The sequence below is a fragment of the Pseudomonas sp. FH1 genome (assembly GCF_000510895.2).
In the GTDB taxonomy this organism is placed as follows: domain Bacteria; phylum Pseudomonadota; class Gammaproteobacteria; order Pseudomonadales; family Pseudomonadaceae; genus Aquipseudomonas; species Aquipseudomonas azotoformans_A.
Genome location: NZ_AOHM01000058.1, coordinates 345,983 through 370,415 on the forward strand (window position 1 = coordinate 345,983; position 24,433 = coordinate 370,415).

At 60.2% G+C, this 24,433-nt stretch carries 21 protein-coding genes and 1 tRNA gene; 10 read left to right on the forward strand and 12 right to left on the reverse strand.

Annotation, left to right across the window (positions count from 1 at the left end):
• Window positions 1-98: 98 nt before the first annotated feature.
• A complete protein-coding gene (locus H096_RS19450; protein ID WP_033900958.1) occupies window positions 99-995 on the forward strand; it encodes a LysR family transcriptional regulator in 897 nt (298 codons plus the stop codon).
• A 60-nt stretch (window positions 996-1,055) separates the two neighbouring features.
• A tRNA-Asn gene (locus H096_RS19455) sits at window positions 1,056-1,131 on the forward strand.
• Between the two features lie 78 nt (window positions 1,132-1,209).
• On the opposite strand, the gene H096_RS19460 is transcribed toward H096_RS19455, so the two are convergent.
• The 9 genes from H096_RS19460 to H096_RS19500 form a co-directional block, all read right to left on the reverse strand.
• A complete protein-coding gene (locus tag H096_RS19460; RefSeq protein WP_033900960.1) occupies window positions 1,210-1,722 on the reverse strand; it encodes a flavin reductase family protein in 513 nt (170 codons plus the stop codon).
• Between the two features lie 100 nt (window positions 1,723-1,822).
• The gene (locus H096_RS19465; protein WP_191983014.1) at window positions 1,823-2,851 is read right to left on the reverse strand and encodes a methionine synthase; all 1,029 of its coding nucleotides are present in this window, start codon (window positions 2,849-2,851) and stop codon (window positions 1,823-1,825) included.
• 27 nt (window positions 2,852-2,878) lie between these two features.
• On the reverse strand, window positions 2,879-3,862 hold the full coding sequence (locus H096_RS19470; protein ID WP_033900964.1) for a DUF1852 domain-containing protein: 984 nt from the start codon (window positions 3,860-3,862) through the stop codon (window positions 2,879-2,881).
• Between the two features lie 218 nt (window positions 3,863-4,080).
• Window positions 4,081-4,377 carry an antibiotic biosynthesis monooxygenase gene (locus H096_RS19475; protein WP_033900966.1) on the reverse strand — a complete coding sequence of 99 codons (297 nt, stop codon included), beginning with the start codon at window positions 4,375-4,377 and terminating at the stop codon, window positions 4,081-4,083.
• On the reverse strand, window positions 4,374-5,354 hold the full coding sequence (locus H096_RS19480; protein WP_033900968.1) for a zinc-dependent alcohol dehydrogenase family protein: 981 nt from the start codon (window positions 5,352-5,354) through the stop codon (window positions 4,374-4,376). The genes H096_RS19475 and H096_RS19480 overlap by 4 nt, the downstream gene beginning before the upstream one ends.
• Before the next feature lie 61 nt (window positions 5,355-5,415).
• Window positions 5,416-5,718 (reverse strand): metalloregulator ArsR/SmtB family transcription factor, encoded by a 303-nt coding sequence (locus tag H096_RS19485; RefSeq protein ID WP_033900970.1) that lies wholly within the window; start codon window positions 5,716-5,718, stop codon window positions 5,416-5,418.
• 90 nt (window positions 5,719-5,808) lie between these two features.
• Window positions 5,809-6,039, reverse strand: coding sequence for a DUF2790 domain-containing protein (locus H096_RS19490; protein WP_033900972.1), 231 nt, complete (start codon window positions 6,037-6,039; stop codon window positions 5,809-5,811).
• Window positions 6,040-6,055: 16 nt separating this feature from the next.
• The gene (gene rclC / locus H096_RS19495) at window positions 6,056-6,631 is read right to left on the reverse strand and encodes a reactive chlorine resistance membrane protein RclC (RefSeq protein WP_033900974.1); all 576 of its coding nucleotides are present in this window, start codon (window positions 6,629-6,631) and stop codon (window positions 6,056-6,058) included.
• 122 nt (window positions 6,632-6,753) lie between these two features.
• On the reverse strand, window positions 6,754-7,674 hold the full coding sequence (locus H096_RS19500) for a LysR substrate-binding domain-containing protein (protein WP_033900976.1): 921 nt from the start codon (window positions 7,672-7,674) through the stop codon (window positions 6,754-6,756).
• A 173-nt stretch (window positions 7,675-7,847) separates the two neighbouring features.
• Here H096_RS19500 and H096_RS19505 point away from each other — a divergent pair, with 173 nt between their 5' ends.
• A complete protein-coding gene (locus H096_RS19505) occupies window positions 7,848-9,110 on the forward strand; it encodes a dicarboxylate/amino acid:cation symporter (RefSeq protein ID WP_033900977.1) in 1,263 nt (420 codons plus the stop codon).
• On the forward strand, window positions 9,107-10,558 hold the full coding sequence (locus H096_RS19510) for an aspartate/glutamate racemase family protein (RefSeq protein ID WP_033900979.1): 1,452 nt from the start codon (window positions 9,107-9,109) through the stop codon (window positions 10,556-10,558). The genes H096_RS19505 and H096_RS19510 overlap by 4 nt, the downstream gene beginning before the upstream one ends.
• A 34-nt stretch (window positions 10,559-10,592) precedes the next feature.
• Here H096_RS19510 and H096_RS19515 read toward each other — a convergent pair whose 3' ends face one another.
• From H096_RS19515 to H096_RS19525, 3 genes are all read right to left on the reverse strand, one after another.
• Window positions 10,593-11,411 carry a DUF3800 domain-containing protein gene (locus tag H096_RS19515; RefSeq protein ID WP_241495517.1) on the reverse strand — a complete coding sequence of 273 codons (819 nt, stop codon included), beginning with the start codon at window positions 11,409-11,411 and terminating at the stop codon, window positions 10,593-10,595.
• 186 nt (window positions 11,412-11,597) lie between these two features.
• Window positions 11,598-12,239 carry a 4-carboxy-4-hydroxy-2-oxoadipate aldolase/oxaloacetate decarboxylase gene (locus H096_RS19520; RefSeq protein ID WP_016976423.1) on the reverse strand — a complete coding sequence of 214 codons (642 nt, stop codon included), beginning with the start codon at window positions 12,237-12,239 and terminating at the stop codon, window positions 11,598-11,600.
• A gap of 28 nt (window positions 12,240-12,267) precedes the next feature.
• Window positions 12,268-13,137: an NAD(P)-binding domain-containing protein gene (locus H096_RS19525; protein WP_033900981.1), complete on the reverse strand. Its 870-nt coding sequence runs from the start codon at window positions 13,135-13,137 to the stop codon at window positions 12,268-12,270.
• A gap of 172 nt (window positions 13,138-13,309) precedes the next feature.
• On the opposite strand from H096_RS19525, the gene H096_RS19530 reads away from it, so the two are divergent.
• The 6 genes from H096_RS19530 (at window position 13,310) to H096_RS19555 (ending at window position 24,425) form a co-directional block, all read left to right on the forward strand.
• Window positions 13,310-13,963, forward strand: coding sequence for a GntR family transcriptional regulator (locus H096_RS19530; RefSeq protein WP_033900982.1), 654 nt, complete (start codon window positions 13,310-13,312; stop codon window positions 13,961-13,963).
• Between the two features lie 187 nt (window positions 13,964-14,150).
• The gene (locus H096_RS19535; protein WP_033900984.1) at window positions 14,151-15,476 is read left to right on the forward strand and encodes an MFS transporter; all 1,326 of its coding nucleotides are present in this window, start codon (window positions 14,151-14,153) and stop codon (window positions 15,474-15,476) included.
• Window positions 15,477-15,575: 99 nt separating this feature from the next.
• Entirely contained in the window at window positions 15,576-16,628 is a 1,053-nt protein-coding gene (locus H096_RS19540; protein ID WP_033900987.1) for a hypothetical protein, read from the forward strand.
• Window positions 16,629-16,673: 45 nt separating this feature from the next.
• Window positions 16,674-19,703 carry a porin gene (locus tag H096_RS19545; protein WP_033900989.1) on the forward strand — a complete coding sequence of 1,010 codons (3,030 nt, stop codon included), beginning with the start codon at window positions 16,674-16,676 and terminating at the stop codon, window positions 19,701-19,703.
• A 10-nt stretch (window positions 19,704-19,713) separates the two neighbouring features.
• Window positions 19,714-22,587 carry a filamentous hemagglutinin N-terminal domain-containing protein gene (locus H096_RS19550; RefSeq protein WP_033900990.1) on the forward strand — a complete coding sequence of 958 codons (2,874 nt, stop codon included), beginning with the start codon at window positions 19,714-19,716 and terminating at the stop codon, window positions 22,585-22,587.
• The gene (locus H096_RS19555; protein ID WP_033900992.1) at window positions 22,584-24,425 is read left to right on the forward strand and encodes a peptide transporter; all 1,842 of its coding nucleotides are present in this window, start codon (window positions 22,584-22,586) and stop codon (window positions 24,423-24,425) included. The genes H096_RS19550 and H096_RS19555 overlap by 4 nt, the downstream gene beginning before the upstream one ends.
• Window positions 24,426-24,433: the final 8 nt, after the last annotated feature.

Below are 24,433 nucleotides of genomic sequence, written 5' to 3' on the forward strand. Positions count from 1 at the left end.
TGGGGGCTCCACAAGGCAAGGTGGGTTCAGGATAGGCAATTCTCTGGCATGATAAAAACAACTTTTATCGCTGGCAGCCAGTCGCCAAAGGAATACTGATGAACCTCAGAACGTTGCGCGCCTTTGTCGAAGTGGTGCGCCAGGGCGGTTTTTCCCAGGCTGCCGAGGTGGTGTCACTGACCCAATCCACCGTCAGCAAGGCGGTCAAGACCCTGGAAGATGAACTGGGCACGCCGCTGCTCAATCGCCTGGGCCATCGCAACGAACTCACTGCCGCCGGCGAAATCGCCTACCGCCGCGCCTTGGTGCTGCTCGCCGAGCGCAACGATTTGGTGGCCGAGATCAACGACCTGCGTGGTTTAAAACGTGGCGTGCTGCGCATCGGCCTGCCGCCCGTAGGTTGCGGTGTGCTGTTTGCGACGATGTTTGCGACCTACCGCAGCCGCTACCCGGATATCGACATCGAACTCACCGAGTACGGCAGCAAAAAGTTGCGCGAGTGCCTGGAGGCGGGGGAGGTCGACCTGGCGGCGCTGCTGCTGCCGGTAGACGAAGATTTCGATTACCAGCCCGTGCGCAATGAACCTTTGATGGCCGTGTTGCCCATCAGTCATCCGTTGGCCCAACGCAGCCGCATCGACTTCACCGACCTGGCGGATTCTCCTTTCATCTTGTTCGAAGCCGGCTTCGCCCTCAACGCCAAGATCCTCGCAGCCTGCGAGCGCAAAGGCGTCAGCCCCAAGGTGACCGCACGCAGCGGGCAGATCGACTTCATCATCGACCTGGTCGCCGCCGGACTGGGCGTGGCCTTTGTGCCACGCATGCTGGCGTACAAGCATCAACACGCGGGCATCGCCCTGATTCCCTTGGACGAACCCCACACCGACTGGCACATCGCTCTGGCCTGGCGCACCAGCGCCCACCTGCCACCGGCCGCGCTGGCGTGGCTGGAGTTGGCCAGGGAACACGCCGATTCAACCGACCATCCGGTTTAATCACGCCAAATGCCGGAGAAGGCTTGACTTATCCTTTTTAATCAGTAACATACGGCGCATTCCGCGATAGCTCAGTTGGTAGAGCAAATGACTGTTAATCATTGGGTCCCTGGTTCGAGTCCAGGTCGTGGAGCCAGATAGCAACATAAAGAGAAGCCTGCAGAGATGCAGGCTTTTTTTTGCGTTGAAAAAAGAGAGCAGCCTAGTTAGCCATTCAAACCACGCCATGCGTGGCGATGTTGCAATATTGCCCTTTGAAATACAGCAATGGCCGCGTCGCAACAGCCTCTTTGGCTAAATCCAGCGCTTTCACTTCACCAATCACGATCAGGTGATCACCCGCGACGTGCTCGGCGTGGATTTCACAATCCAGCCAGTGCAGGCTCCCGGCAATGACCGGATTACCCAGCGGCGATACCTGCCATTCGATGCCGTGCCATTTATCCGTGCCTCGACGGGCGAACTGGTTGGAAATCCTGACCTGCTCAGCTGACAGGATATTGACTGCGAACCTTCCTGCCTGGCGGATCTTGGGATAGCTGGCCGAGTTGGACATGACGCTGAATGACACCAGTGGCGGGTTCATTGACACGCTATAGAACGACTGGCAAGTGAAGCCAATGGGCTCGTCATCCACATGGGATGTGATCACCGTGATACCGGATGCGTAGTGTCCGAGCGCTTCGCGAAAGCTCAATGGCTCGATAGCGGTATTGGGACGTGACATAGTCAATCCTGAATAGTGAGTGCTGTTCGAAAGCGTGAAGGCCTAAAGTGGTGCGGCATTTTCTTCCCTGCCATGCTCCACTTCCGGCCTTCGCCCAGCACTAGTTCGAGAGCTCTCTTCGAACGATTTCCGCACCTGCACTCAGCGCGTTCAGCTTGCCTCTGGCTACCTGGCGAGGCAGCGGGGCCATGCCACAGTTGGTGCAAGGGTAGAGCTTGTCGGCGTCCACAAATTGAAGCGCTTTGCGTAGGGTATTGGCGACTTCCTCGGGCGTTTCAATGGTGTGGTTGGCCACGTCAATGGCGCCTACCATCACTTTTTTGCCGCGAATGAGTTCGATCAAATCCATGGGGACATGGGAGTTGTGACATTCCAGCGAGATGATATCGATGCTGGACTTTTGCAGCTTTGGAAAGGCTTCTTCGTATTGGCGCCACTCTGAACCCAGCGTCTTTTTCCAGTCGGTATTGGCCTTGATGCCATAGCCATAGCAAATATGCACCGCGGTTTCACATTTAAGGCCTTCAATGGCCCTTTCCAGGGTGGCAACGCCCCAATCATTCACCTCGTCAAAAAAGACGTTAAAGGCCGGCTCGTCAAACTGGATGATGTCGACACCCGCGGCCTCCAGTTCCCTGGCTTCTTGATTGAGGATCTTGGCAAATTCCCACGCCAGTTTTTCGCGACTTTTATAGTGGTTGTCATACAGCGTGTCGATCATGGTCATGGGGCCTGGCAGCGCCCACTTTATCGGCTGCTTGGTTTGCTGGCGCAAGAACTTGGCGTCTTCAACAAACACGGGCTTTTGGCGAGAAACCGCGCCAACAACCGTCGGTACGCTGGCATCATAGCGATCACGAATCCGGACGGTTTCACGCTTTTCAAAATCAACGCCGTCAAGGTGTTCAATAAAGGTGGTGACGAAGTGTTGGCGTGTTTGTTCGCCATCGCTGACGATATCAATGCCGGCTTGTTGTTGTTCCTGCAACGACAAACGCAAAGCGTCCTGTTTGCCCTCAACCAGTTCCTCGTCTTGCAGTTTCCAGGGGGACCATAGCGTTTCAGGTTGTGCAAGCCAAGCAGGTTTAGGCAGGCTGCCAGCCGTTGAAGTCGGTAGTAATTTTTTCACGATGGGTGACCTTGTATTCTAAATAAGTCAAAGCGCGCAGTGAGCGGACCACTGCTCAAGAACAGCCTGGTACGGTTTGATGAAGTGTTCTTCGACAAACTTTCCTTGCTCGATAGCCAGTTGGCTACGTTCTTCGCGGTCATAAACAATCAGGGTTAATGAATAGTCCTGATGCTTCAAGCTCGGTTGATAGGATTGCCCGGCTGCCGAGTTGGCGTTGTAAATCTCAGGCCGGTAGATCTTTTGGAAAGTGTCCATCGTACTGATGGTGCTGATCAGCTCAAGATTGGTGTAATCACTGAGCAAATCACCGGAAAAGTAAAATGCCAGCGGCGCAACGCTGTTGGACGGCATGAAGTAGCGAACCTTCAGCCCCATTTTATTGAAGTACTCATCCGTTAAGGAGTATTCATCCTGCTGGTATTCAATGCCCAAGACAGGGTGCTGGTTTTCAGTCCGGTGGTAGGTCTTGGTGTTTGAAACACTCAGGCAGATAACCGGCGGTTTATTGAAGTTTTGTTTGTAGGTGTCGGAGTTGACGAAGCACTTGAATAGCTTTCCGTGCAAATCGCCAAAGTTATCCGGCGTGCTGAATTCGGCTTGATCCTTGTTGTGCCCCAACAGCACCACGCTGAAGTCATAATCACGCACGTAGGAGGAGAAGTTGTTACCTACGATGCCTTCAAAACGTTCATGGGTCTTGTGGTCAATAATATTTGATTTCAATATTTCAATCAGGGGGATGCCGTTGCCCGTGCAGCTGGCATCGATATTCATCTCAACAGAAATGATTTCAAGTTCGACCGTATAGCGATCGCCTTTGGGGTTGTCCCAATGCGCCAGGGCATTAAAGCGGTTGTCAATCATCCTTAAGGTATTGCGCAGATTCTCTTGACGACGCTTGCCTCTCGCCAAATTGGCAAAGTTGGTCGTGATGCGCGTATTTTCGGACGGTTGATAATGTTCGTCGAAACGAATTCGCTTAATGCTGAACGTGAATGCTTTGCTCATAACCCTGGCGCCCTGATGTCTGAGATAAACCTGAAAGAACGTCTCGCCTGGTTTTACTCAGAGGTCTTTACAGTGTCTTTAATTAACAAACAGTTTAGGCTGAGGGGTTGCTTGAGTGAAAATGAATTGATTTCACTGAATCGTTAGCCCTACTCATGACGAGACAGCGGATAAAGAAAAGCCTGCCGTGCGGCAGGCTTTTTTTACTGTTGGCTTATTCAGGCGAAGGCCGTGCCCTCAATGTGGTAGACCTGCGGTTCTGCAGAAAAGTATGCCTCCAGGCCCTGCATGAATGCCTGGTGATCGTCACTGGCTTCGAATCCTGGCGTATGGTCTTCGAGCGACGCCCAGCGCACGATCAGGTTGAAGCGCTCAGGTGTTTCGATCCCTTGGGCGAGCATGTGGCCCAGGTAGCCCTTTGCGCGGGTGAGCAGAGGCGCGACCTCGGCAAACGCCTGTCTGAACGTTTCAACCTGTTCTTTGTGAACGGGGAGCAAGGCGATCTCGTAGATCATGGCTTGGCTCCTGCGGTGGGCTCGATGGCGATCGCGATTTTGCCTTGGAGGCCGTTGTTGGGGCTCTCCAACCGGGCATGGGCGAGTGCGATGTCAGCCAGTGCATAGACGGCGCCGACGTGTGGACGCAACTGACCCCGTGCTACCAATGTGCTCAACTCGTCGAGTTTGCCGCGGTTTTGCCGGGTGAACACGAAGTGATAACTCGCATTCTTGCCCCAGGCCTGCACCAGGTTCTGTGGCTGGGCAATGTCGACGATCGACACCACGCGGCCCAGTTGCGCCAGTGCGTCAGGGCTGCGCGACAGCGTGTTGCCGCCGAGGGTATCGAATATCACATCGACGCCGCGCCCCTCTGTTTCCCGCATGATCACGTCGACGTAGTCTTCCTTTTCGTAGTCGATGATCACGTCGGCGCCCAGACTTCGTGCGAACTCAGCGTTGGCTTCACGCACGGTGGTGAACACCCTGGCACCGATGGCTTTTGCCAGCTGGATCGCGACGTGGCCCACACCGCCCGCACCGCCGTGGATCAGAATGCTTTCTCCCACCCGAAGCGCTGCGCGCACGGTCAGCGCTTCCCATGCCGTTCCGCCTACAAGGCTCAGGCTGGCCGCTTCCAGGTGGCTAAGCGTGGGCGGTTTTTTCCCGACAATGTTTTCGGCCGCCACGTGGTATTCGGCATAACTGCCGGGGCCGTCGAATATCTGCGGGGTGTACCAGACTTCGTCGCCTGGCACGAAGTTCGTCACGCCGGGCCCGACGGCCTCGACAACGCCGGAGACGTCATGGCCGGTGATGGCGGGGAGGGGCACCAGGTCGGAGTAGTCGCCGCGTCGTACCTGATAATCCAGCGGGTTGATGGAAGTGGCGTGTACCCGCACCAGGACCTGTCCCGTGTGCGGCACCGGCGTGGGCACCTCGCAGAGTTCGAACGAATCCGGGCCGCCAAATGATTTAAGCCTCATCGCTTTCATTGCATTACCTCGTTTCGGTAAAAAGGGATATCGGGAATTATCGATATCCTGGGTTAAAAAATTACAGCTCCTTGCCAATGATCTCGGCAAGCGCACTGATGGTTGCTTCGTTTCGTTTGTAGTAGGTCCATTGGCCGATGCGCCGGGTTTCGATCAGGCCGGCTCGATGCAGCGTTGCCAGGTAATCGGACACGGTCGACTGCGACAGCCCGACGCCTTCCTGAATACTGCTGACGCAAACGCCCACCGTATGAACGTCCCCTTCATCTTGGGCAGGGAAGTTCTTTTCGGGGTCCTTCAAACCTTTCAGGATTTCAAGTCGAGTCCGGTTTGAGAGGGCTTTGAATATTTCGAGTAGGTCCATGGCGTGAGGATATCGAGATTTACCGATATGTCAATCTGGAAATGTAGAAAGCCTGCAATGATGCAGGCCTCTAGGATTTCCCTGATTCCTTCAGTTTGTACATCCGCTCCCCATCACCAGATAGCTCGCAATATGCCGTACACCCTGCGAGTCATCGTAGATCCACTCCACGGGAACCACGCCGCAGGCCTGACTGGTGTCGGTGACGCTGATGGTTTTGGCCACATCCAGCGGTACGCCGGTCTGGGCGCTTTCGACGGCAGGTGCGGCGAAGGCGTTGCTGAATACGAAAGCAAGGGAAAGCGCGGCTAACATTTTCATGAGGAGACTCCAGGATTCAAAGGGAATGTTCTTGCAGTAAGCGCCGAGCGGAATCGGCCATGATGGGCAGGGCGCCGGCGAGCATCAGCACATCCTTGAGCACCAGCCGGCCGCCGCCAGAGAGGTAGGGGAACCCGTGCTGGGCATCGCCCGCCGCACTTACCCACGCTTCAGGGGTGGTGATCAGAAAACTCAAGGTCACCAGCGGCGTGGCAAAGGCGAGGGCGCCGCCGAGCAGGCCGGTCTTGCGCGAGAGCGGGTTGGAGAGCACCAGCAGGCCGATCAGGATTTCCACCGTGCCCAGCCCGTAAGAGAAGGCGTAAGTGTGGTTGGCCGTTTGCCAGGCACGTTTGTCCTGGTCCAGCTCACCTTCGTGAGTCAGGTGTGTCTTATAGTCCTGCGGCTGCTGGTAGAAGAACGACAGGAATGGGCTGTTGGCGACAAAAGGAGTAATGCTGTCGGCTTCGTAGGGGGCGAACTTCAACGCGCCGATCCACAGGAAGACGATGCCAATCGCCAGGCGCATCAGGTGGGTGCCGAGGGTGTCGAGCTTGCCGACCGCACGCAGGCCGGCGTTGAATGAATGCAACATGAGGACTTCTCCAGTCATTCCACGGTGTGTGAGAACTTGGGAGAAGTGTGCGGTTTTGCCGGGGGGAGCCTTGTTGCGTAAGGCTCAGGTTTTTGTCTGATCGTCTCAAAGATGGGGGCGTATCAAGTGTCGGGCGCTCCTGCGCGCCAACCTTCCAGCGTCCTCCACAACTTCCTCATCGTCGGGTTCTGGTTTTCAACCGCGCAATACGAGCGAATCTCCAACCGTGTACTCCATTCCTCTCCCCCAGCACGCACCAGCAGCCCACGTTCCAACTCATCCACCACCGCGCTCTGGGGCAGCCACGCCACCCCATAGCCCTCGATGGCCATGCGCATCAGCAGCATGGCCATGTCGGCTTCGTAGCAGCGCTCCAGCACAGCGGGCGCAGGGCCGTTCTTGATTACGATTTCCGCCACTCGCCCCAGGAACGTGGTGGCGGTGTAGGCCAGATGCGGGACGGGTTTGCCTGTGTGGCCCGGCAGGCGATACAGCGGCCGACCACGCTTGTCCGGGGCGCACAGCGGGATGAATGCGTCATGCCCCAAGGCCAGGCTGCCGAAGCGTTCCGCGTCCAGCAGGATCGGCGCCAGCGGATGATGGTAGACGATCATCAGGTCGCAGCTGCCCTCTTCCAGCGCAATCACCGCATCATGAATATTCGCCGCCACCACCCGTGCATTGAATTGCTCAGTGTGCCGCTGGAACTGCGCCAGCCACTTGGGCAGGAAGGTCATCGACAGGCTGTGGCCGGCGGTCACCTGGATCGAGCGCCCCGGCATGCGTTCCACTTCGCGCAGGCTGGCGCGCAGGCGCATCAGGCCGGCGAGGGCGTCGCGGCTTTCGCTGCAGAAGGCGACGCCCGCAGCGGTAAGTTGCACCGGATAGGTGCCACGGTCGACCAGTTCGACACCCACCCATTCTTCCAGTGAGCGAATACGCCGCGACAAGGCCGATTGCGTCACGCAGCGCACTTCGGCGGCGCGGGAAAAGTTCTTCCACTCGGCGATGGCCAAGAGGTCGTCCAACCATTTGATCTGCATGCTGGCTCTCCAGGCGATGAGCCCTGAGTGTATGCCGCAGCGCCCAGGCGGGGCTGGGCTTTTTGCAAACTATTCCAAAAGCGCATGGGGTTAGCCGGATTACTCATCATGGTGGTCGGGGGCTGTCCCTAGAATCCCCGGCATACAACAAAAGCCATCCGAGGGCCGTACCTGTGAACAAGAACAAACTCCCCCGTCGCATTGCAGTCGGCATCGCCCTGGGCGTGCTGGTGGGTTGGGCGTGTCACCACTATGCCGGCAGCGAGCAGGCCGCCAAGGCGCTGGCCGGGTACTTTTCGATGGTGACCGACATCTTCCTGCGCATGATCAAGATGATCATTGCGCCGCTGGTGTTCGCCACCTTGGTGGGCGGCATCGCGAGCATGGGCAGTTCGCGTTCGGTGGGGCGTATTGGGGTGCGGGCGATGCTGTGGTTTGTCACGGCGTCGCTGGTCTCGCTGATGCTCGGCATGGCGCTGGTCAACCTGTTCCAGCCGGGTGCCGGGTTGAACATGCAGGTGGTGCAACACGCCACGGCGGCGGTGCCGGTCAACACCGGGGACTTCAGTCTCAAGACCTTTATCAGTCACGTGTTCCCGCGCAGTATTGCCGAGGCGATGGCCAACAACGAGATCCTGCAGATCGTGGTGTTTTCGCTGTTCTTCGGCTTCGCGCTGGCGGGCGTCAAGCGTGCCGGTTACACGCGCATCACCGACACCGTCGACGAACTGGCCAAGGTGATGTTCAAGATCACCGATTACGTCATGGCCTTCGCGCCAATCGGTGTGTTTGCCGCCATTGCCTCGGCAATCACCACCAACGGCCTGGGCCTGCTGGCGGATTACGCCAAGCTCATCGCCGAGTTTTATCTGGGGATTGCGTTGCTCTGGGTGTTGCTGTTCGCCGCTGGCTACCTGTTTCTTGGGCGTTCGGTGTTCACCCTCGGCAAGCTGATCCGCGAGCCGATCCTGCTGGCATTCTCCACGGCCAGCAGCGAGTCGGCCTACCCGAAAACCATGGAGGCCCTGGAGAAATTCGGCGCGCCCAAGCGCGTCTCCAGTTTCGTGTTGCCGCTGGGCTACTCCTTCAACCTTGACGGCTCGATGATGTACCAGGCGTTCGCGATCATGTTTATCGCCCAGGCCTACAACATCGACTTGAGTTTCACCCAGCAACTGCTGATTCTTCTGACGCTGATGATCACCAGCAAAGGCATGGCCGGCGTGGCGCGGGCCTCGGTGGTGGTGGTAGCGGCGACCTTGCCGATGTTCAACCTGCCTGAAGCCGGGCTGCTGCTGATCATTGGCATCGACCAGTTCCTCGACATGGCGCGCACCGCCACCAACGTGGTCGGCAACAGCATCGCCACGGCGGTGGTGGCGAAATCCGAGACTGAGGAAGAGCCTGTTGAGCTGCCGCAAAGGGTGCGCACATGACCACCACTTCTCGATTGGGCATCGTCGGCGGGCTCGGCTCGCTGGCGGGCGGCGATCTGTTCTACAAACTGGTCAAATCCAGAGTCGTGCTGGAGGACCAGGGCCGCTATCACTTCCTGTTCGAGCAGCACCCCTTCAAGGATGTGTTGTTGCCTTTGGACCGCCACGCGAGCATGACCGCGCGCAAATTCTATGTGTTCCAGGTGTGCAAGACCTTTGAAGACAGTGGCGTGGATGCGGTACTGCTGCCGTGTTTCGCCAGCCAGACTTTCCGCGAGGAAATTCAGCAGGAGTTGGGGATTCCCGTGCTGGACATGATGCAGGCACTCGTCCGGCACATCCTGCGCAGTGTCGCACCGGGTGCCACCCTGGGCGTGATTGCATCGGACTTCGTGCGCCACGCTGGTTTGTTTGAAAAACACCTCGGCCAGCACTTCAACCTGGTGTATCCGGAGGACCACGCCCAGGTCGCGTTGATGGAGGCAATGTATGGCGTCAATGGCATCAAGGACGGCCACCTCGACGGTGTGCCGCTGGAGTCGGTGTACCAGGCGTGCCTGTCATTGCAAGGGCAGGGCGCCACGGTGATCGTGCCGGGCATGACCGAGCTGTCGCTGGTGTGCGGCGACCTGCAGCGGCGCGGCATCAGTGTGCTCGACATCAACCAGATCTATGCCGAGTTCGCCACCCAGGCCGACGGCCCGACACGCCAGCCGCCGTTCAAACTGGGCATCGTCGGTGGCGTCGGCCCTGCGGCCACCGTGGACTTCATGGGCAAGGTGGTCGCCCACACACCGGCGGGCAAGGACCAGGACCATATCAAGATGGTGGTGGAGCAGAATCCGCAAATCCCTGACCGCACCGCCAACCTGTTGCGCGACGAAACCGACCCCACCTTGGCGCTGTACGCCACCTGCAAACGCCTGGAAAGTGCTGGCGCCCAAGCCATCGCGATCCCGTGCAACACCGCCCATGCGTTTGTCGAACGCATCCAGGCGCACTTGCGCGTGCCCATCGTCAACATGCTCAGCGAAACGGTGGAGTGGATCGTAAGCACCTACGGCAGTGGCCAGGCGGTTGGCCTGCTGGCGACCTCCGGCACCCTGCAAAGCCAGGTCTACCACCAGGCGGCGCGGCGTTCGGGGTTGCAACTCATCACCCCCGGTTTCGATTACCAGGCGCTGGTGATGGAAGCGATTTATGGCGAGCGGGGTATCAAGGCTGGATTTACCGAGGGCGTCTGCCGCGAGCAATTGCTGCTGGCGGCAGAGCATTTGTGTGAGCAGGGGGCGAGGGTGTTGATTTTGGGGTGTACGGAGTTGCCGTTGGTGTTGGCGCACAGTGAGTCGTTCGGGGTCGGCAACTATCGCGTTGCCTTGGTGGACCCCACCACAATTCTTGCGCGACGTTGCATCGGTCTGTCTTCAGATGGTCGCAACACTGTGTGAAACCTGGGGTAGGCGCCGTTAGGGCGCCCAATGATTAACAGTCATTTGCTGACAGCTGAGGGAGCCGCTCGGAAAGTTTAACCCATTTCTTTTGTTCCAGACCGCTGCCGGGCAGGGCTACGTCTGCGATGCGCGCGGCGAAATACATGTCGAAGAGCTGCCAGTCTTCGAACTCGTCGGGCGCGACGGTAAAAGTCGTCAGTCGGCCAATCAATCCACACAGCCAGTCAGCGCATTGCAAGGTTTGAAATAGATAGCTCTCACCTTGAAGTGGCGGCTCTATGAGTGTGCGGCATTTTTCCGACGGGTCTTCAAACATCGCCAAGGTACAAGCTTCAACGTTTCGTTCGCGCCATTCATTTCCGGCTTTCTGCTCATCCAGCAGGACGATGAACGAGGCATTGTTTAACGTGCAAAAGCGATCGATTTTTCGGATGGACTGGAGCAGCGCTCGCTTGAATGTCTCGGTCGAGTTGTGTTCGCTGGGTTCGGTAGGCTTGTGCTCACCGGTGTAAAAAATGTGTCCGCCAATTTTGCGGATATGACTCAGGAGGCGAAATGAAGACCTTCTCAGCTCTCTATATTTGCTTACATTGTCCACAGTAAACAGCGCAGAGCCCTTCTTTTCCCAATGGTAGGCCGGTAAATGTTGTGGGTTTTTGTGTTTGAGATCCCAGGCGAGCAACTGGCACTTGAGCTTGTAGAAGTAGATCGCGAATTCGCGAACCTCTTGGGCGGGAATCAGCATGCCGCCCAGACCGAATACAGGGCTGGTTTTGTACATCGGATGTTTTCGAGAAACATATTGGCCCACGTGGCCAAACTCATCCAGATAAGCAATGTATTGAGTCAAATTCGATTTCCCCATCCATGGGAAACACGAAAGCCCGTGCGATTTCTCGCAACGGGCCTCGGAAGGTGGGCACATGGTTGCCCATATGCGTTGGGAAGGAATCTAGCGAAAAAGTGGCGCGGGCTCCAGTCGTTTGATGAGAATCAGGCAGATCCTACACGTGATCGGGAAATTGCCCTGCTTGCATCAGCGCATCCCAAATTTCTCCAGCGTCGGCGCCAACCCCAGCAGGTCAACCGTACTTTTCCCAGCTTCCAGCCCCGCCCGAATCCCATCCTCCTTATCTTCCCGACTACGGCTCAATCGGATCACTTCTTCAACGCGATCCTGTTCCACCACCACCAGCCCATCGCGGTCGCCGACGATGATGTCGCCCGGGTTGATGTTCACGCCGCCTATCACAATGGGCACGTTGACTTTGCCCGGCTGGCATTTGTTGGTGCCCTTGATGCTCAGGCCGCGGGAAAAGGTCGGGAAGCCCATTTCGATGATGGCATTGGCGTCGCGCACGGCGCCGTTCATCACCAGGCCGACAATCCCGAGCTTCTGTGAGGCCAGGGTCAGCAGGTCGCCCCAGGGGCCGGCCTCCATGAAGCCCTTGGCGTCCACCACCAGCACATCGCCGGGTTTGGCTTTGGTCAGGGCATAGTGGATGGCCAGGTTGTCGTCGGGGCGGCAGTCTACGGTCAAGGCCGGGCCGGCCAGGCGCAGGCTCGGGTCGACCGGGCGCAGGCCGCTGTCCAGGGCGCCTTTCTGGCCCTGGGCTTCGTGGATGGTGGCGGTGCCCAGTTGTTTGAGGGTGTCGAGTTGGTCTTGGGTAACAGGCATGGTGGCGTTCCGTTTTTATAAGGGCTGTTCAAGCGGTTGGGGTGTGACGGCCGAGCCAATCCAATGCTTGGGCAAGGCTCGGTTGTTCTTCGGTGATCGGTTCCAGCACCAGGCCTTCGCTGCTGTGGCTGAAGCGCTGGCGCACGCCGCCGAGTACGCTGCTGGCCATGCCGAGCAGCGCCAACTGCCTTTGGGCATCCTCGACTTCATGCAAGCGCCGTGTGGCGTGCACCACGTGGGTGGACACAAGCATTTCCAGGAAGGCGGGCAGAGGTGCCTGGTCGATATCCTTGAGCACTTCATAGAGGGCAGGGCGCAGTTGTTGACGTTCGGCCGCCAGCAATACGTCCACCGCGAGTGCTTCCATGCCTTTGGTGAAGACGCTGCGCAGGATTTTCAGCGTGATTGCATCGCCGGGTTGGCTGGCGGGCAAGGCGCGCGCGGTGGCCCCGGCGCTGAGCAACAGTTCGACAAAGGCATCCGCCTTGGCGCCGGAACACAGCAGCGGAGTCTTTTCGCGCAGGTAGGCAATAGCACCCATGATCGCCACATCTACGTAGTCGACCCGTTGCTGTGCGGCCTCGGCACCGGCCAGGCGCTTGCGCTCGGGGGCGGCGGTGGTGAGGTCGGCAAACAGCGTGCCGGGCTTGAGGTACGCCAGGCATTCGCGGGTCACTTCCAGGGACTGGGTGCCCACCACGCAGGACAGCACGCAGTCCGATTCGGCCAACCAGTCGCCTACACCCAGGTGGATCTGTACACCCAATTCGTCCGCCAACCGTTGTGCCGCCGGTGCGATGCGTTGCTCGCAGAGCAGCAACTTCACGGTGCTATTGGACGCCAAGGCCTGGGCATAGCAACGGCCGACTTCGCCGAGCCCTATGATTGTTATTTTCATGTCGCCTCCGGATTCAGGTGGCAATACAATTAAAATACAATTTAGGTGATTGCAAACGATTTTTGTACAAAATGCGCGGACGGTACACTGTCATTGGTGTGCGACAAGCCTCAGAATCCGCTGTTGACACCCCGGGGCAGAGCCCTGACCCACCCCGACACAGAAGGCAAACATGGCCAACGATCTCATCTACGAGACCTTGAGAAACCGCATCATCGCCGGCCAGTACGAGCCCGGTACGCAGCTCAAGGAAGAGCCGCTGGGCAAGGAGTTCGGTCTGAGCCGCACGCCGGTGCGCGCGTCGCTGAAGAAGCTGGTGGACGACGGCCTAGCGGTGATCGAGGCCAACCGTGGGGTGTTTGTCGCTGGCTGGACCCAGTGGGACCTGGAAGAAATGTTCAGCTTGCGCGAGCTGCTCGAACCCCACGCAGCCTTGCTCGCCGCCCAGCGCGCGACCCCGCAGGACCTGGCTGAACTGCACCGTATCAACGCGCTGATGGCGGACGCCATCGCCAGCAAAGGGCCGGACGTGACCCTGCGCGTGCAGGAGGCCAACCGTGCGTTTCATGCCCAGGTGCTGGAGATCGCCCGCTCGCAGCGGCTCAAGTCGATGCTCGCCACCTTGATCGACATGCCGGTGATCACCCGTTCGTTTTTCCTCTACCGCCCGGCCGACCTGGAACGCAGCCTGCAGCAGCACCTGGACATCACCTATGCCATCGAGCAGAACGATGGCGAGTTGGCCCAGCGCGCCATGCAAACCCATATCCGCATGGCCTACCTGCGCTTCATGGCGCGGCGCAGTGAGTCGCCCGTTCGTCGATAAAAAAATACAAAACTAAAACAATATGCGTTAGAGTCGGCGCCACGAGACCGGGCAATGACTCCTGCCTGACGTTCACAAGGACCCCAAGAAACACCAGACCTGAGGCGGCTGAACCTGCCTCAGCGGGAGCCTGCACCCCGGATTCGACACACACGGCACATTCCAATAATAAAACCAGGTATCCCGTATGAGTATTCAGGTCCCCGCCGCTGAAAAACCGTCGCGTTTCCGCTGGATCGTCGCAGGGCTGTTTTTTCTCGTGTACACCGTGGCCTCGGCCGACCGCGCCAACCTGGGCGTGGCCTTGCCGTTTATCCGCGAGGAATACCCGATGACCAACGCCGAAGCCGGCGCCTTGCTCAGTGTGTTCCTGCTGGCCTATGCCCTGGCGCAGATTCCCTCGGGTTTTGCCTCCAGCCGTTTCGGGGTGCGCAAGATCTTCTCGTTTTCGATGATTGCCACCTCGGTGTTCACCGCCTTGATGGGCACGGTCAATTCGGTGCTGGCCTTGAAAATCTACCGTTTTGCCCTGGGGATTGCCGAAGGCCCGCTGCCGATTGGTATCGCGTCGACCATCAACCAATGGTTTCCGGCCAAAGAGAAGGGCACCGCCACTGGTATCTTCCTGGCCGCGGTGAAGTTCGGCCCGGTGATCGTGCCACCGTTGTGCGTGGCGATCGTGGCGATGTGGGGCTGGCGCGAGATCTTCTACATCTTCGCCGTGCCGGGCATTGTGTTGTCCATTGCCTGGTACTTCCTGGTGGCCAACCAGCCGGCGCAAAGCCGCTTTGTGAATGCCGGCGAACTGGCGCATATCACTGATGAAACCAACAATGTAATCACCCAGAAAACCGAAGGCGCGCAACGGCACTTCAAGCGCCTGGACGCCTTTATCCGCGTCAAGCCGGTGGAGCCTATCGCCACCAGTCGCGGGCTGTTTCGGTCCTGGAACGTGGTTGGTTGCGCCCTGAGCTACAGCTTTCAGGTGGGCATCACCATGGTGCTGTTGTCGTGGATCCCCACCTACCTGATGACGGTCAAGCAGTTCTCGATCATGAACATGGGCTTTGTCTCGGCCGCGCCGTGGGTGGGGGCGATCTGCGGCAACCTGCTCGGTGGCATCCTGTCCGACCGCGTGCTGGGCAAGCGGCGCAAGCCCGGCATGATGCTCTCGGCGCTGGCCACGGTCGGCACCATGTACGCGCTGATCAACTCACCGAATGACCCGACCTTGTACGCCGCGCTGCTGTTCCTCACCGGCACCTTGATCAGCATCGGTTACTCGTCCTACATGGTTTACCCGATGGGCTTGGCCACCAAGAAGACCTTTCCGATTGCCAGTTCCATCGTCAACATGGGTGGGCAGTTAGGCGGTGCGGCAGCGCCGTTTCTGGTGGGGCTGCTGCTCGACAGTTATGGCTGGTCCCAGGTGTTCCTGTTCATGGCGATCGGCTCCTTTGCCAGTTTCCTGGTGCTGTTGACCATTGCCGAGCCGGTGCCGGTGAGCCAATGAGAGTCATATTTTTAAAGTATCCAAACCCCGTTATTTAGATATTTTTCATAGATGGACAGCACTGGTAGGCTCGTAAAAAAACAAGAGAAGCGCCCGGCCATGTCGATAAGCCTGTCCACCAAACCCTTCACCACATTGCTGGCTACCTTGGCCTTGATGGGCACGCTGACCAGTTGCGCCAAGGTCGACGTGCATAGCGAAAGCGCCGACAAACCCGAGGCCGATGCCCGTCAGGTCCTGCGCCTGGGCCACGATGGCAGTGCCTACCCGTTCCTGGTGTACGCCAACGCTGATCTCTACAACCCGCCCAACACAATAGAGCGCGCGGTGGTGATCGTGCATGGCGTGCAACGTGACGGTGACCAGTACTTCAAGACCGGGCGCAAATTGCTCGGCAACGCCCACCTGCAAAACACCCTGTTGCTGGCGCCGAACTTCCTCACCCCCACCGACGCCGGTGTCAGCGACGACATGCCGCTGTGGCCCCGCGACAAATGGATGCACGGCATCGAGTCCCAATTCGGTCACAAGGGCATCCCGGCCTTCCAGGTACTGGACGATGTGGTCGCCTACCTGTCTGACCGCCAGCGTTACCCGGCGCTGAAGGAAATCGTGATGGTCAGCCACTCGGCGGGCGCGCAATTGATGCAGCGCTACGCGGTGGTGAATGATCTGGATGGCGGCCTCAAGGCCCACGGCTTGAGCATCCGCTACGTCGTTGCCAGCCCGTCGAGCTACGTGTATTTCGAAGAAAGCCGCCTGCAGGACGGCGTGTTCAAGCCCGTCGTGACCGTGATGTGCCCCAGCTACAGCCGCTATCGCTACGGTATCGACGGCGCCCCCGCGTACCTGCTCAACCAGCACCTCAGCAGCCGCCAGTTGTTTGCCCGCTATGCCGCGCGCGACATCACCTACCTGGTCGGCGCCCAGGACAACAACCCCACCAGCCGCGTACTCGATAGTTCCTGCGGTGCCAATTACCAAGGCGCGACGCGGTTGGATCGCCAGCTCAACTACGTGAGCTACGAGCAGTTCCTGTCCCGCCAGTGGCAGATTCCGTTGCGCCATCCACAGCACACCCTCCCCGGAATCGGCCATAACGCGGCGCGATTGCTCGGCGATAAAGCCGTTGCACGGATGCTGTTTCCCTAAGCCTAGCCCCACGCTGCGTCTCGATAAAAACAATAAGAGAACTGTATGAGCCCACACTTCCCCTCCACCCGGGCGCCCCGCGCCTGGGGGCCTGGCGCGTTGTCGCTGCTGGCCGCTGCCCTGATCGCTGCCCAGGCCCAGGCCGATACGCTGCCTTCGTCCGGCACCTTGTTCGATAACAGCCGCTCGGTACTGCGCCCCACGGACAACGTGCAACCGGCGGCCCCCGGCAGCGTACGCATCGAAAGCCAGGGTGATGAACCCGCGCCCACAGCCAGCACCTCAAGCCTGCAACTGCAGGTCAAGCGCTTCGTGGTGAAGGGCAATCGCGAACTCAACGACGGGCAAGTGCAGGCGGCGTTGCAACCCTATGTGGGCAAGACGCTGGGTCTTGAAGGACTGCGCGAGGCCGCGGCGCAGGTCACCGTGCTTTACCGGGCGCGGGGTTACCTGGTGGCGCGGGCCTACCTGCCAGCCCAGGATATTCAAAACGGCCAGGTCGTCGTGGCGGTTTCCGAAGGGGTGATTGGCCAGGTCAGCACCTTGCCGGATTCCAATGTGCGCCTGCGTCCTGGCGTGCAGCAGCAGTTCGTCAATGCCTTGCCGGCGGGCACCATCATTCGCGAGCAGGACCTGGAGCGCGTGCTGCTGCGCCTGTCGGACATCACCGGGGTTTCGGTACACGCCATCCTGCGTCCGTCGCAACAACCGGGCGCCGCCGACATCGTGCTCAAGCTCAGCGAAATGACCGCCTGGACCGCCCGCGCCGCCATCGACAACTACGGCAACTACTACACTGGCGCCAACCGCCTGACCTCCAGCGTCAGCCTTAATGACGCGTTGGGGATTGGCGACAGTTTCACCGTCACCTCACAGAACTCTTTCGAAGGCCTGGACATCAAGGGCGTCGGCTACCAGCAGCCGCTGGGCGCCACCGGCATCTCGGTGGGCGCCAACTATGCCGAGCTGGAATACAACATCGGCAAGAACCTCAAGGGCCTGGATGCGGACGGCACGGCCGAAGTGTCTTCGGTGTTTATCAACAGCGCCTTGCTGCGCTCGCGGGACAGCAACATCAGCCTCAACCTGGCCGAAGACCATCGGCGTTTCGAGGACTCGGCGGGCGGTTTCACGGTGAACAAATCTGCGGTGTTTCGCAGTGCCACGCTGTATGGCAACTGGCGTGATGCCTGGCAGGGCAACAACAGCTGGAGCCTGGCCTACGGCATCGGCGACCTGGATAAAAACACCGCCGCCGACGCCGCGCTGGATGCGCTCACCGCCAATGCAGCCGGACGCTACAAGAAAGCCAATGCCAATTTCAGTCGCCTGCAATACCTGGGCAACGGCTATTCATTGTTTGGTTCGTTGACCGGTCAGTGGGCCGACAAAAACCTTGATTCGTCGGAAAAACTCAGTCTCGGCGGCCCCAATGGCGTGCGCGCCTATCCCGTGGGTGAAGTGGCCGGTGACGAAGGCATCCTCGGCCGCCTGGAGCTGCGCAAATACCTCGGGCGCTTCAAAGGCGCGATAGCCGAGGGCACCTTGTTTGCGGACGCAGGCAAGGTCACGGTCAACAAGAACCCCTGGGACAACAGCGAAAACACCCTGACGCGCTACGGCTACGGCGTGGGCCTGAACCTCTACCACCGCGACCTGGTGATGAACGCCAGCCTGGCCTTCTCGCCCGGCGAAGACCCCACCAGCGACGACCGCGCCGCCAAGCGCCTGTGGTTCTCCATTTCCGGCTCGCCCCAAGCGTTTGCCGGGTTGGCCAGTGACATCGGTTCCAAGGGCGAGGACTTCGAAGTCGCCGAGACCGATACCGTGATCTACGGCAATATCGGCATTATCCCGGAGTACGTCGACCGCCATGGCTCAACCCCGGCCGCGCCCGCCGACCAGAGCCGTCTCGCCACTCCCAACGGGCGCAACATGGCCAGTTTCTGGCGGGCCCGCGACAACGTCTCGGCCATCGGCGTGCACGGCGGCTATGGCTTGACCGACGATTGGAAACTGCTGTGGCAGCTCGAATACGGGATCTCGATGAACTACATCGAGAGCAACGACAAAACACTGAACACCTCGGCATCGCCCAGCACCAAGCTGCGTAACACCGGTGCGGCGTTCAACAACACCGACTACGGCACGCTGCTGTATGGGGTGTGGGACATGCCGATGAAAGAGTCCACCACCAGTCTTGATCCGTTCAACGGCAAGACCAGCGCGGCGTACTTCAATATCATTGGTTCGCCGGGGTTCAGTGCCGGGTTGTCGACCAACGTCAACGGCCCGCAAAGCTACAACGACACGGCCGTCAACGGCGACGCGGCGTTCAACCGGCGCCAGGCTGGCGTGGTGGAATACTGGACGCCGGTGTGGAACGGCCTGCAACTCAAACTGGCGTATTCGAACAACGGCATGCGCGCCGCCAGCGATGTGGACAAGGGCTATATCTACGGCAGCAGCCTGACCTACAACAACGGCGGCTTCACGGCGGTGGTCGCGGCCGAGCGGCACATCAATTACTTCGGCATTGCCGACCTGGGGCGCAACGCCCGTGGCCTGGGCAGCACCACCCATGTCACCGACGGTACTTCTTCGGATGACTTCAGCTTCCGCTACGGCCTGGCCTATGACTTCGGTGCGACCAAGCTCTCGGTGATCGCCGATGACCTGTCGTACTCCGAAGATGGCGTGATCAACAACAGTACGGCCACCAGCGACCTGTCCCACTATCGTCGCCGCGCCTACCTGCTGGGCGCGACCCACAAGATCGGCGCCTGGACCTTGAAAGCCAGCTACGGCAAGGCCCTGGCGGGCAAGTGCGAGATGATCCGCGCCACCCCGGTGGAGTGCGACACCCATGGCATGGGCACCACCCAGTACGCGATGGGCTTCAACTACAAGCTGACCAAGAACATCGACCTGTTCTCCCAGTACGTGTTGCTGAAGAACCAGTCCCTGGCCAACTACAACTTCGCCTTGACCGGCGTGACCGCCGCCACCGGCTATTCGCCCGGCGTGGGCACCACCATCAGCGCCGTTGGCACTGGCATCAACTATTCGTTCTGAGGAGCCGGTCATGCGCCAATCCCATGTTCTCAAACCCCTGACGTTTGCCGTGCTCTGCGCCCTCTACGGCCTGGTGCCGATGCCCGCGCTGGCGCTGGACAACAACGCGTTGCCCACCAATGGCCAAGTGGTTGCCGGCAGTGGCGTCATCAGCAGCAACGGCAATGTTCTCACGGTGAACCAGGGCAGCGACCGCCTGATCTCCACCTGGGACACCTTCAATATCGGCAAGAACGCCCAGGTGAATTTCCTGCAACCGGGCGCGTCGTCGGTGGCGCTCAACCGCGTGACCGGCAGCGACGGTTCGCAGATCCTTGGGCACCTGAATGCCAATGGCCAGGTATTCCTGATCAACCCCCAAGGCGTGTTGTTTGGCGCCGGCTCCATGGTGGATGTGGGTGGGCTGGTGGCCAGTTCGCTGAACATTTCCAACAGCGATTTCATGGCCGGCAAAAACGTGTTCGCCGGCCAGGGCGGCGGTGCGGTGGTCAACCAAGGCACGATCAGTGCGCGGGACGGCGGCAGCGTGGCGTTGCTCGGCGCCCAGGTGCGCAACGAAGGCACGGTGGTCGCGCGGCTGGGCTCGGTGGTGCTGGGCGGTGGGGAAAAGATCACCCTGGATTTCACCGGGGACGGCCTGATCAATGTCGAGGTCAACGACCCGGCCATCGGCGCCAGCGTGATCAATCGTGGCCTGCTGAGTGCCAACGGCGGCGCGGTGACCCTGACCGCCCGCGACTCACAGGCCATGCTCAGCAACGTGGTGAACAATGAAGGTGTGATCGAGGCACGCAGCCTGCAACAGCGCAACGGCCGCATCATCCTCGATGGCGGCGACAGTGGCGTGGTGGTCAACAGCGGCGTGCTGGATGTCTCGGGTAAACAGAGCGGTGAGCGCGGCGGCAACGTGACGATGACTGGGCAATACGTCGGCCTGTTCGACAGCGGCCGTATCGATGCCGATGGCGACATTGGCGGCGGCACCGTGTTGATGGGCGGCGACTACCAGGGCAGTGGCAACCTGCATCAGGCCGACAGCACTTTCATGGGCAGCGATGCGCGCATCAGCGCGAATGCCCTGAGCCGCGGTGATGGCGGCAAGGTCATCCTGTGGTCCAAGGACAGCACCCGGTTCTACGGCGACATCAGCGTGCGCGGCGCCGGCAGCCAGGGGCGTGGCGGGCTGGTGGAAACCTCCGGGCATGCGCTGGATGTGGCCGGTATTGTCGACCTCAGTGCGGTGTCGGGGCAGGGCGGCAGCTGGTTGATCGACCCGTTCAACATCAATATCACCAACGGCGCCAGCACCGGCACCTCCACCAGTTCGCCGTTCACGCCGAATGCCGGGGCCAGTTCCAACCTGAGTTCGGCGACCCTTAATGCATCGTTGTCCGAAGGCGCAAATATCCTCGTGACGACGTCGTCGGGCGCCGGCACTTCGGGGGATATCAACGTGCTGTCCAACGTCAAGGGCGTCGGCAACGCCACCCTGACGTTGCAGGCCCACCGCAATATCGTGATGACCAACACCAGCATCAGCAATGGCACCGGCAAGACGCTGAACGTGTCGCTGGTGTCCAACTTCAACAACAGCGGCAACGGCTCGGTGGCGTTGAGCAACGCGAGCATCAGCACCAACGGCGGTAACCTGACCATCAGCGGCGCGGTGGATCCGGCGACGTCCTGGGCGAGCACCAACGTCAGCAATGGCGTGGGCATTTCGATGACCAACGGCACGCGCATCAGTACCAGCGGCGGCGACATCACCTTGCGTGGCGCCACTTCGTCGAGCCTGGCCGCAGGCTCCACGGCCACCGCAATCAACATCAGCCGCAGTACCCTGGACGCGGGCGGCGGTAACATCAGCATCACCGCCGTGCAGGCCAGCAGCACCGGCAGTGGCGATGCGTTTGTGCTGACGGGCGGCAGCAACATTCTAACCTCGGGTGCCGGTTCCATCAGCGTCGACAGTACCAACCTGGGCAGCGGCAACGGCACGCGGATCTTCAGCACCAGCAACACCATCGCCGCCACCGGCAGCGGCAACCTCACCCTGCGCGGCAGTGCGGTGTCGGGCAGCGGCGTGCTGGTGTGTTCGACGGCAACGAGTTCGACGCAAACCTTGAGCGTAGGCAGCGGCACCTTGACGGTGCAAGGCACCGCCGATTCCGGGAAGGGCGTGTTCCTGGCGGCGTCCACCACGGGCGTGGTGACCCTTAGCGCAGGGGCGGGTGGCACTCTCGCTGTCGACGGCTTCAGCGCAGGCGACTCCGGCACGGTGGTGAATTCCACGGGCACCGGTTCGGTGATCAACCTGACAACGCAGGATGGCAGCTTGTCCCTGAGCGGCACGGCCGGCGCGGCGTCGAGTGCGCCAGGCCTGAGCATCCGCAGCGGCGCCTCCGGGGCGGGCAATGGGGTGAATATCCTGTCCGGCAGCGGTGATATCCGCCTGCAAGGCACAGCGCTGGGAGTGGGGGCGGGGGTGTCGTTCAACGCCACCAATGCGCGGGGCTTCAACAACGTGATGACCGGCGGCAGCGGCAACCTTACCGTCACCGCGCGCAGTGCCGGGGGCGCGGCATTGAGCTTCGACAACGGCACCAACACCCTGCAAGTGGTGGACGGCACCCTGCGCCTGGACCTGGAGGCGCCAGCGGGCAATTACATCAGCCAGAGCAACGGCACCTCGTCGATTACCGCCACCGGTAATGGCGCGGTGTTGATCAATCGGGGCGGGTTGATCCACAACGGCTTGCTGGAGGCGACCAGCGAACCGACCCGCCAGTATCATCAGGGCCAGATGGTCGGCGGAACCTGGAGCCAGGTGCTCAAGCCCACGGCCACCGACGAGGTGAGCATCGACGTGGTGCAACCGCTATGACCGACCAACCCTTTTCCCTGGAAGCCTTCGAATTCCTTTGCTACAGCCGCGACCACGAAGGCGGCGCGCGCGAACTCGTGCGCCTGCTGCAATTGATCGACCGCAACTACGGCAAGTTGTCCGAACAGTTTTCCCTGAGCGTGTCGCCCGCACTCACACCGGGAGAGCTGGAAAGCCACGTGCTGACGCGGCTGACCTGCGCCATTACGGCGCTGTTCTCCGACCCGACGTTCAGCCTCAGCCCCGGAGGCTTTGGCCAGTTGATCAACTTGCAGCGCTGGCTGTCGTCGTTGTTTGCCGCCAGTGCCTTTATCAACGGCGACCACATCCTGCGCTCGCTGAACCTGCTCGGGCCGCAGGGCAGCGACTACCGCATCACCGAGCAGAATCTGGTGAAGTTCTGCCTGCTGTACTCGCCGGAATCCCAGTTACCGCTGGATGTTGACCTGCTGTGGGCGCAGAACCCGACGTTGGCGGCGGCCCTGTTCATGGCATTGTTGTCGCCGCGCTTTCTCGGTACTCCGGCGGCGCACTCCAAACGCGAGGCATTGCTGGCGTGGTTGCCGGGGCGTTTGGAACAACTCGACAGCCTGGATGCACTGCCGCTCAATGTGCTGCATGACGTGTACATGCATTGCAGTTACGCCGACTTGCCCGAGCGCCATCGCATCAAGGCGTCGATCAATACCTTGATCGAACGCAAGCTCGCCAGCCTGGGCATCCACAGCGTGCCCGTCGCCGTGGCGCCGCCGCGCGCCAAGCCGCTGATGCTGGTGCTGCTGGAATGGTTCTCCGGCGGGCATTCGATCTACCGCACCCATTCGCTGACGCTGCAGGCGGCGCGTCGGGATTTCCAGGTGGTGGCCGTGGGGTATGCGGCAAATGTGGATGCGCTGGGTCGCGAGGTGTTCGATGAATTTATCGAGCTGCGCGAGCCGGATGACCTGTTCGCGTGCCTGCGCCAGCTCACTGCGCTTGCCAGCGCACGCCGCCCCGAGGTGTTCTACATGCCCAGCGTCGGCATGTTCCAGATCACGCTGTTTGCCAGTAACCTGCGTTTTGCGCCGTTGCAGGTGGCCGCGCTGGGGCATCCGGCGACCACGGCGTCGCGGCATATCGACCTGATCAGCGTGGAGGAAGATTTTGTCGGTGACCCGGCGTGTTTTACCGAGCGCCTGTTGCAACTGCCGGCCAATGGTCAGCCGTATCGGCCGTCCGCCATCCCCATCGACTTGCCGCAAGTCACGCGTGAAGACCACGCCTGGGTCAACATCGCCATCGCCGCCACCACGATGAAACTCAACCCCACCTTCCTGCGCGCCTGCCAGGCGATCGCCGTGCGCACGTTGCACCTCTACGGCAAACGCGTGCGCTTTCACTTCCTGGTAGGCCAGGCCCAAGGGCTGTTGTTCCCGCAACTGGTGCGCTTGATCGAGCGTTATGTGGGCGATGCGACGGTGTACCCGCACCAGCCCTATGCTGACTACATGGCCACCCTGAACCGCTGCGACCTGTTCCTGAGCCCGTTCCCGTTCGGCAATACCAACGGCATCATCGATGCCTTCACGGCGGGTCTGCCCGGTGTGTGCAAGACCGGGCCGGAGGTGTTCGAGCATATCGATGAGGGCTTGTTTCGGCGGGTGGGGTTGCCCGATTGGACGGTAGCGCGCACCCATGAAGACTATGTGCAGGCGGCGGTGCGGTTGGCGGGCGACTACACCGAGCGCGCCGATTTATACCGGCACCTGGGAACAGACGCGCCACTGCAGCGCCTGTTCGGCGGTGAGCCCCATGCCTTGAGTGACGCGCTGTTGGCCAACCTGCCGGGCTTGCTATAGTTTTGCAG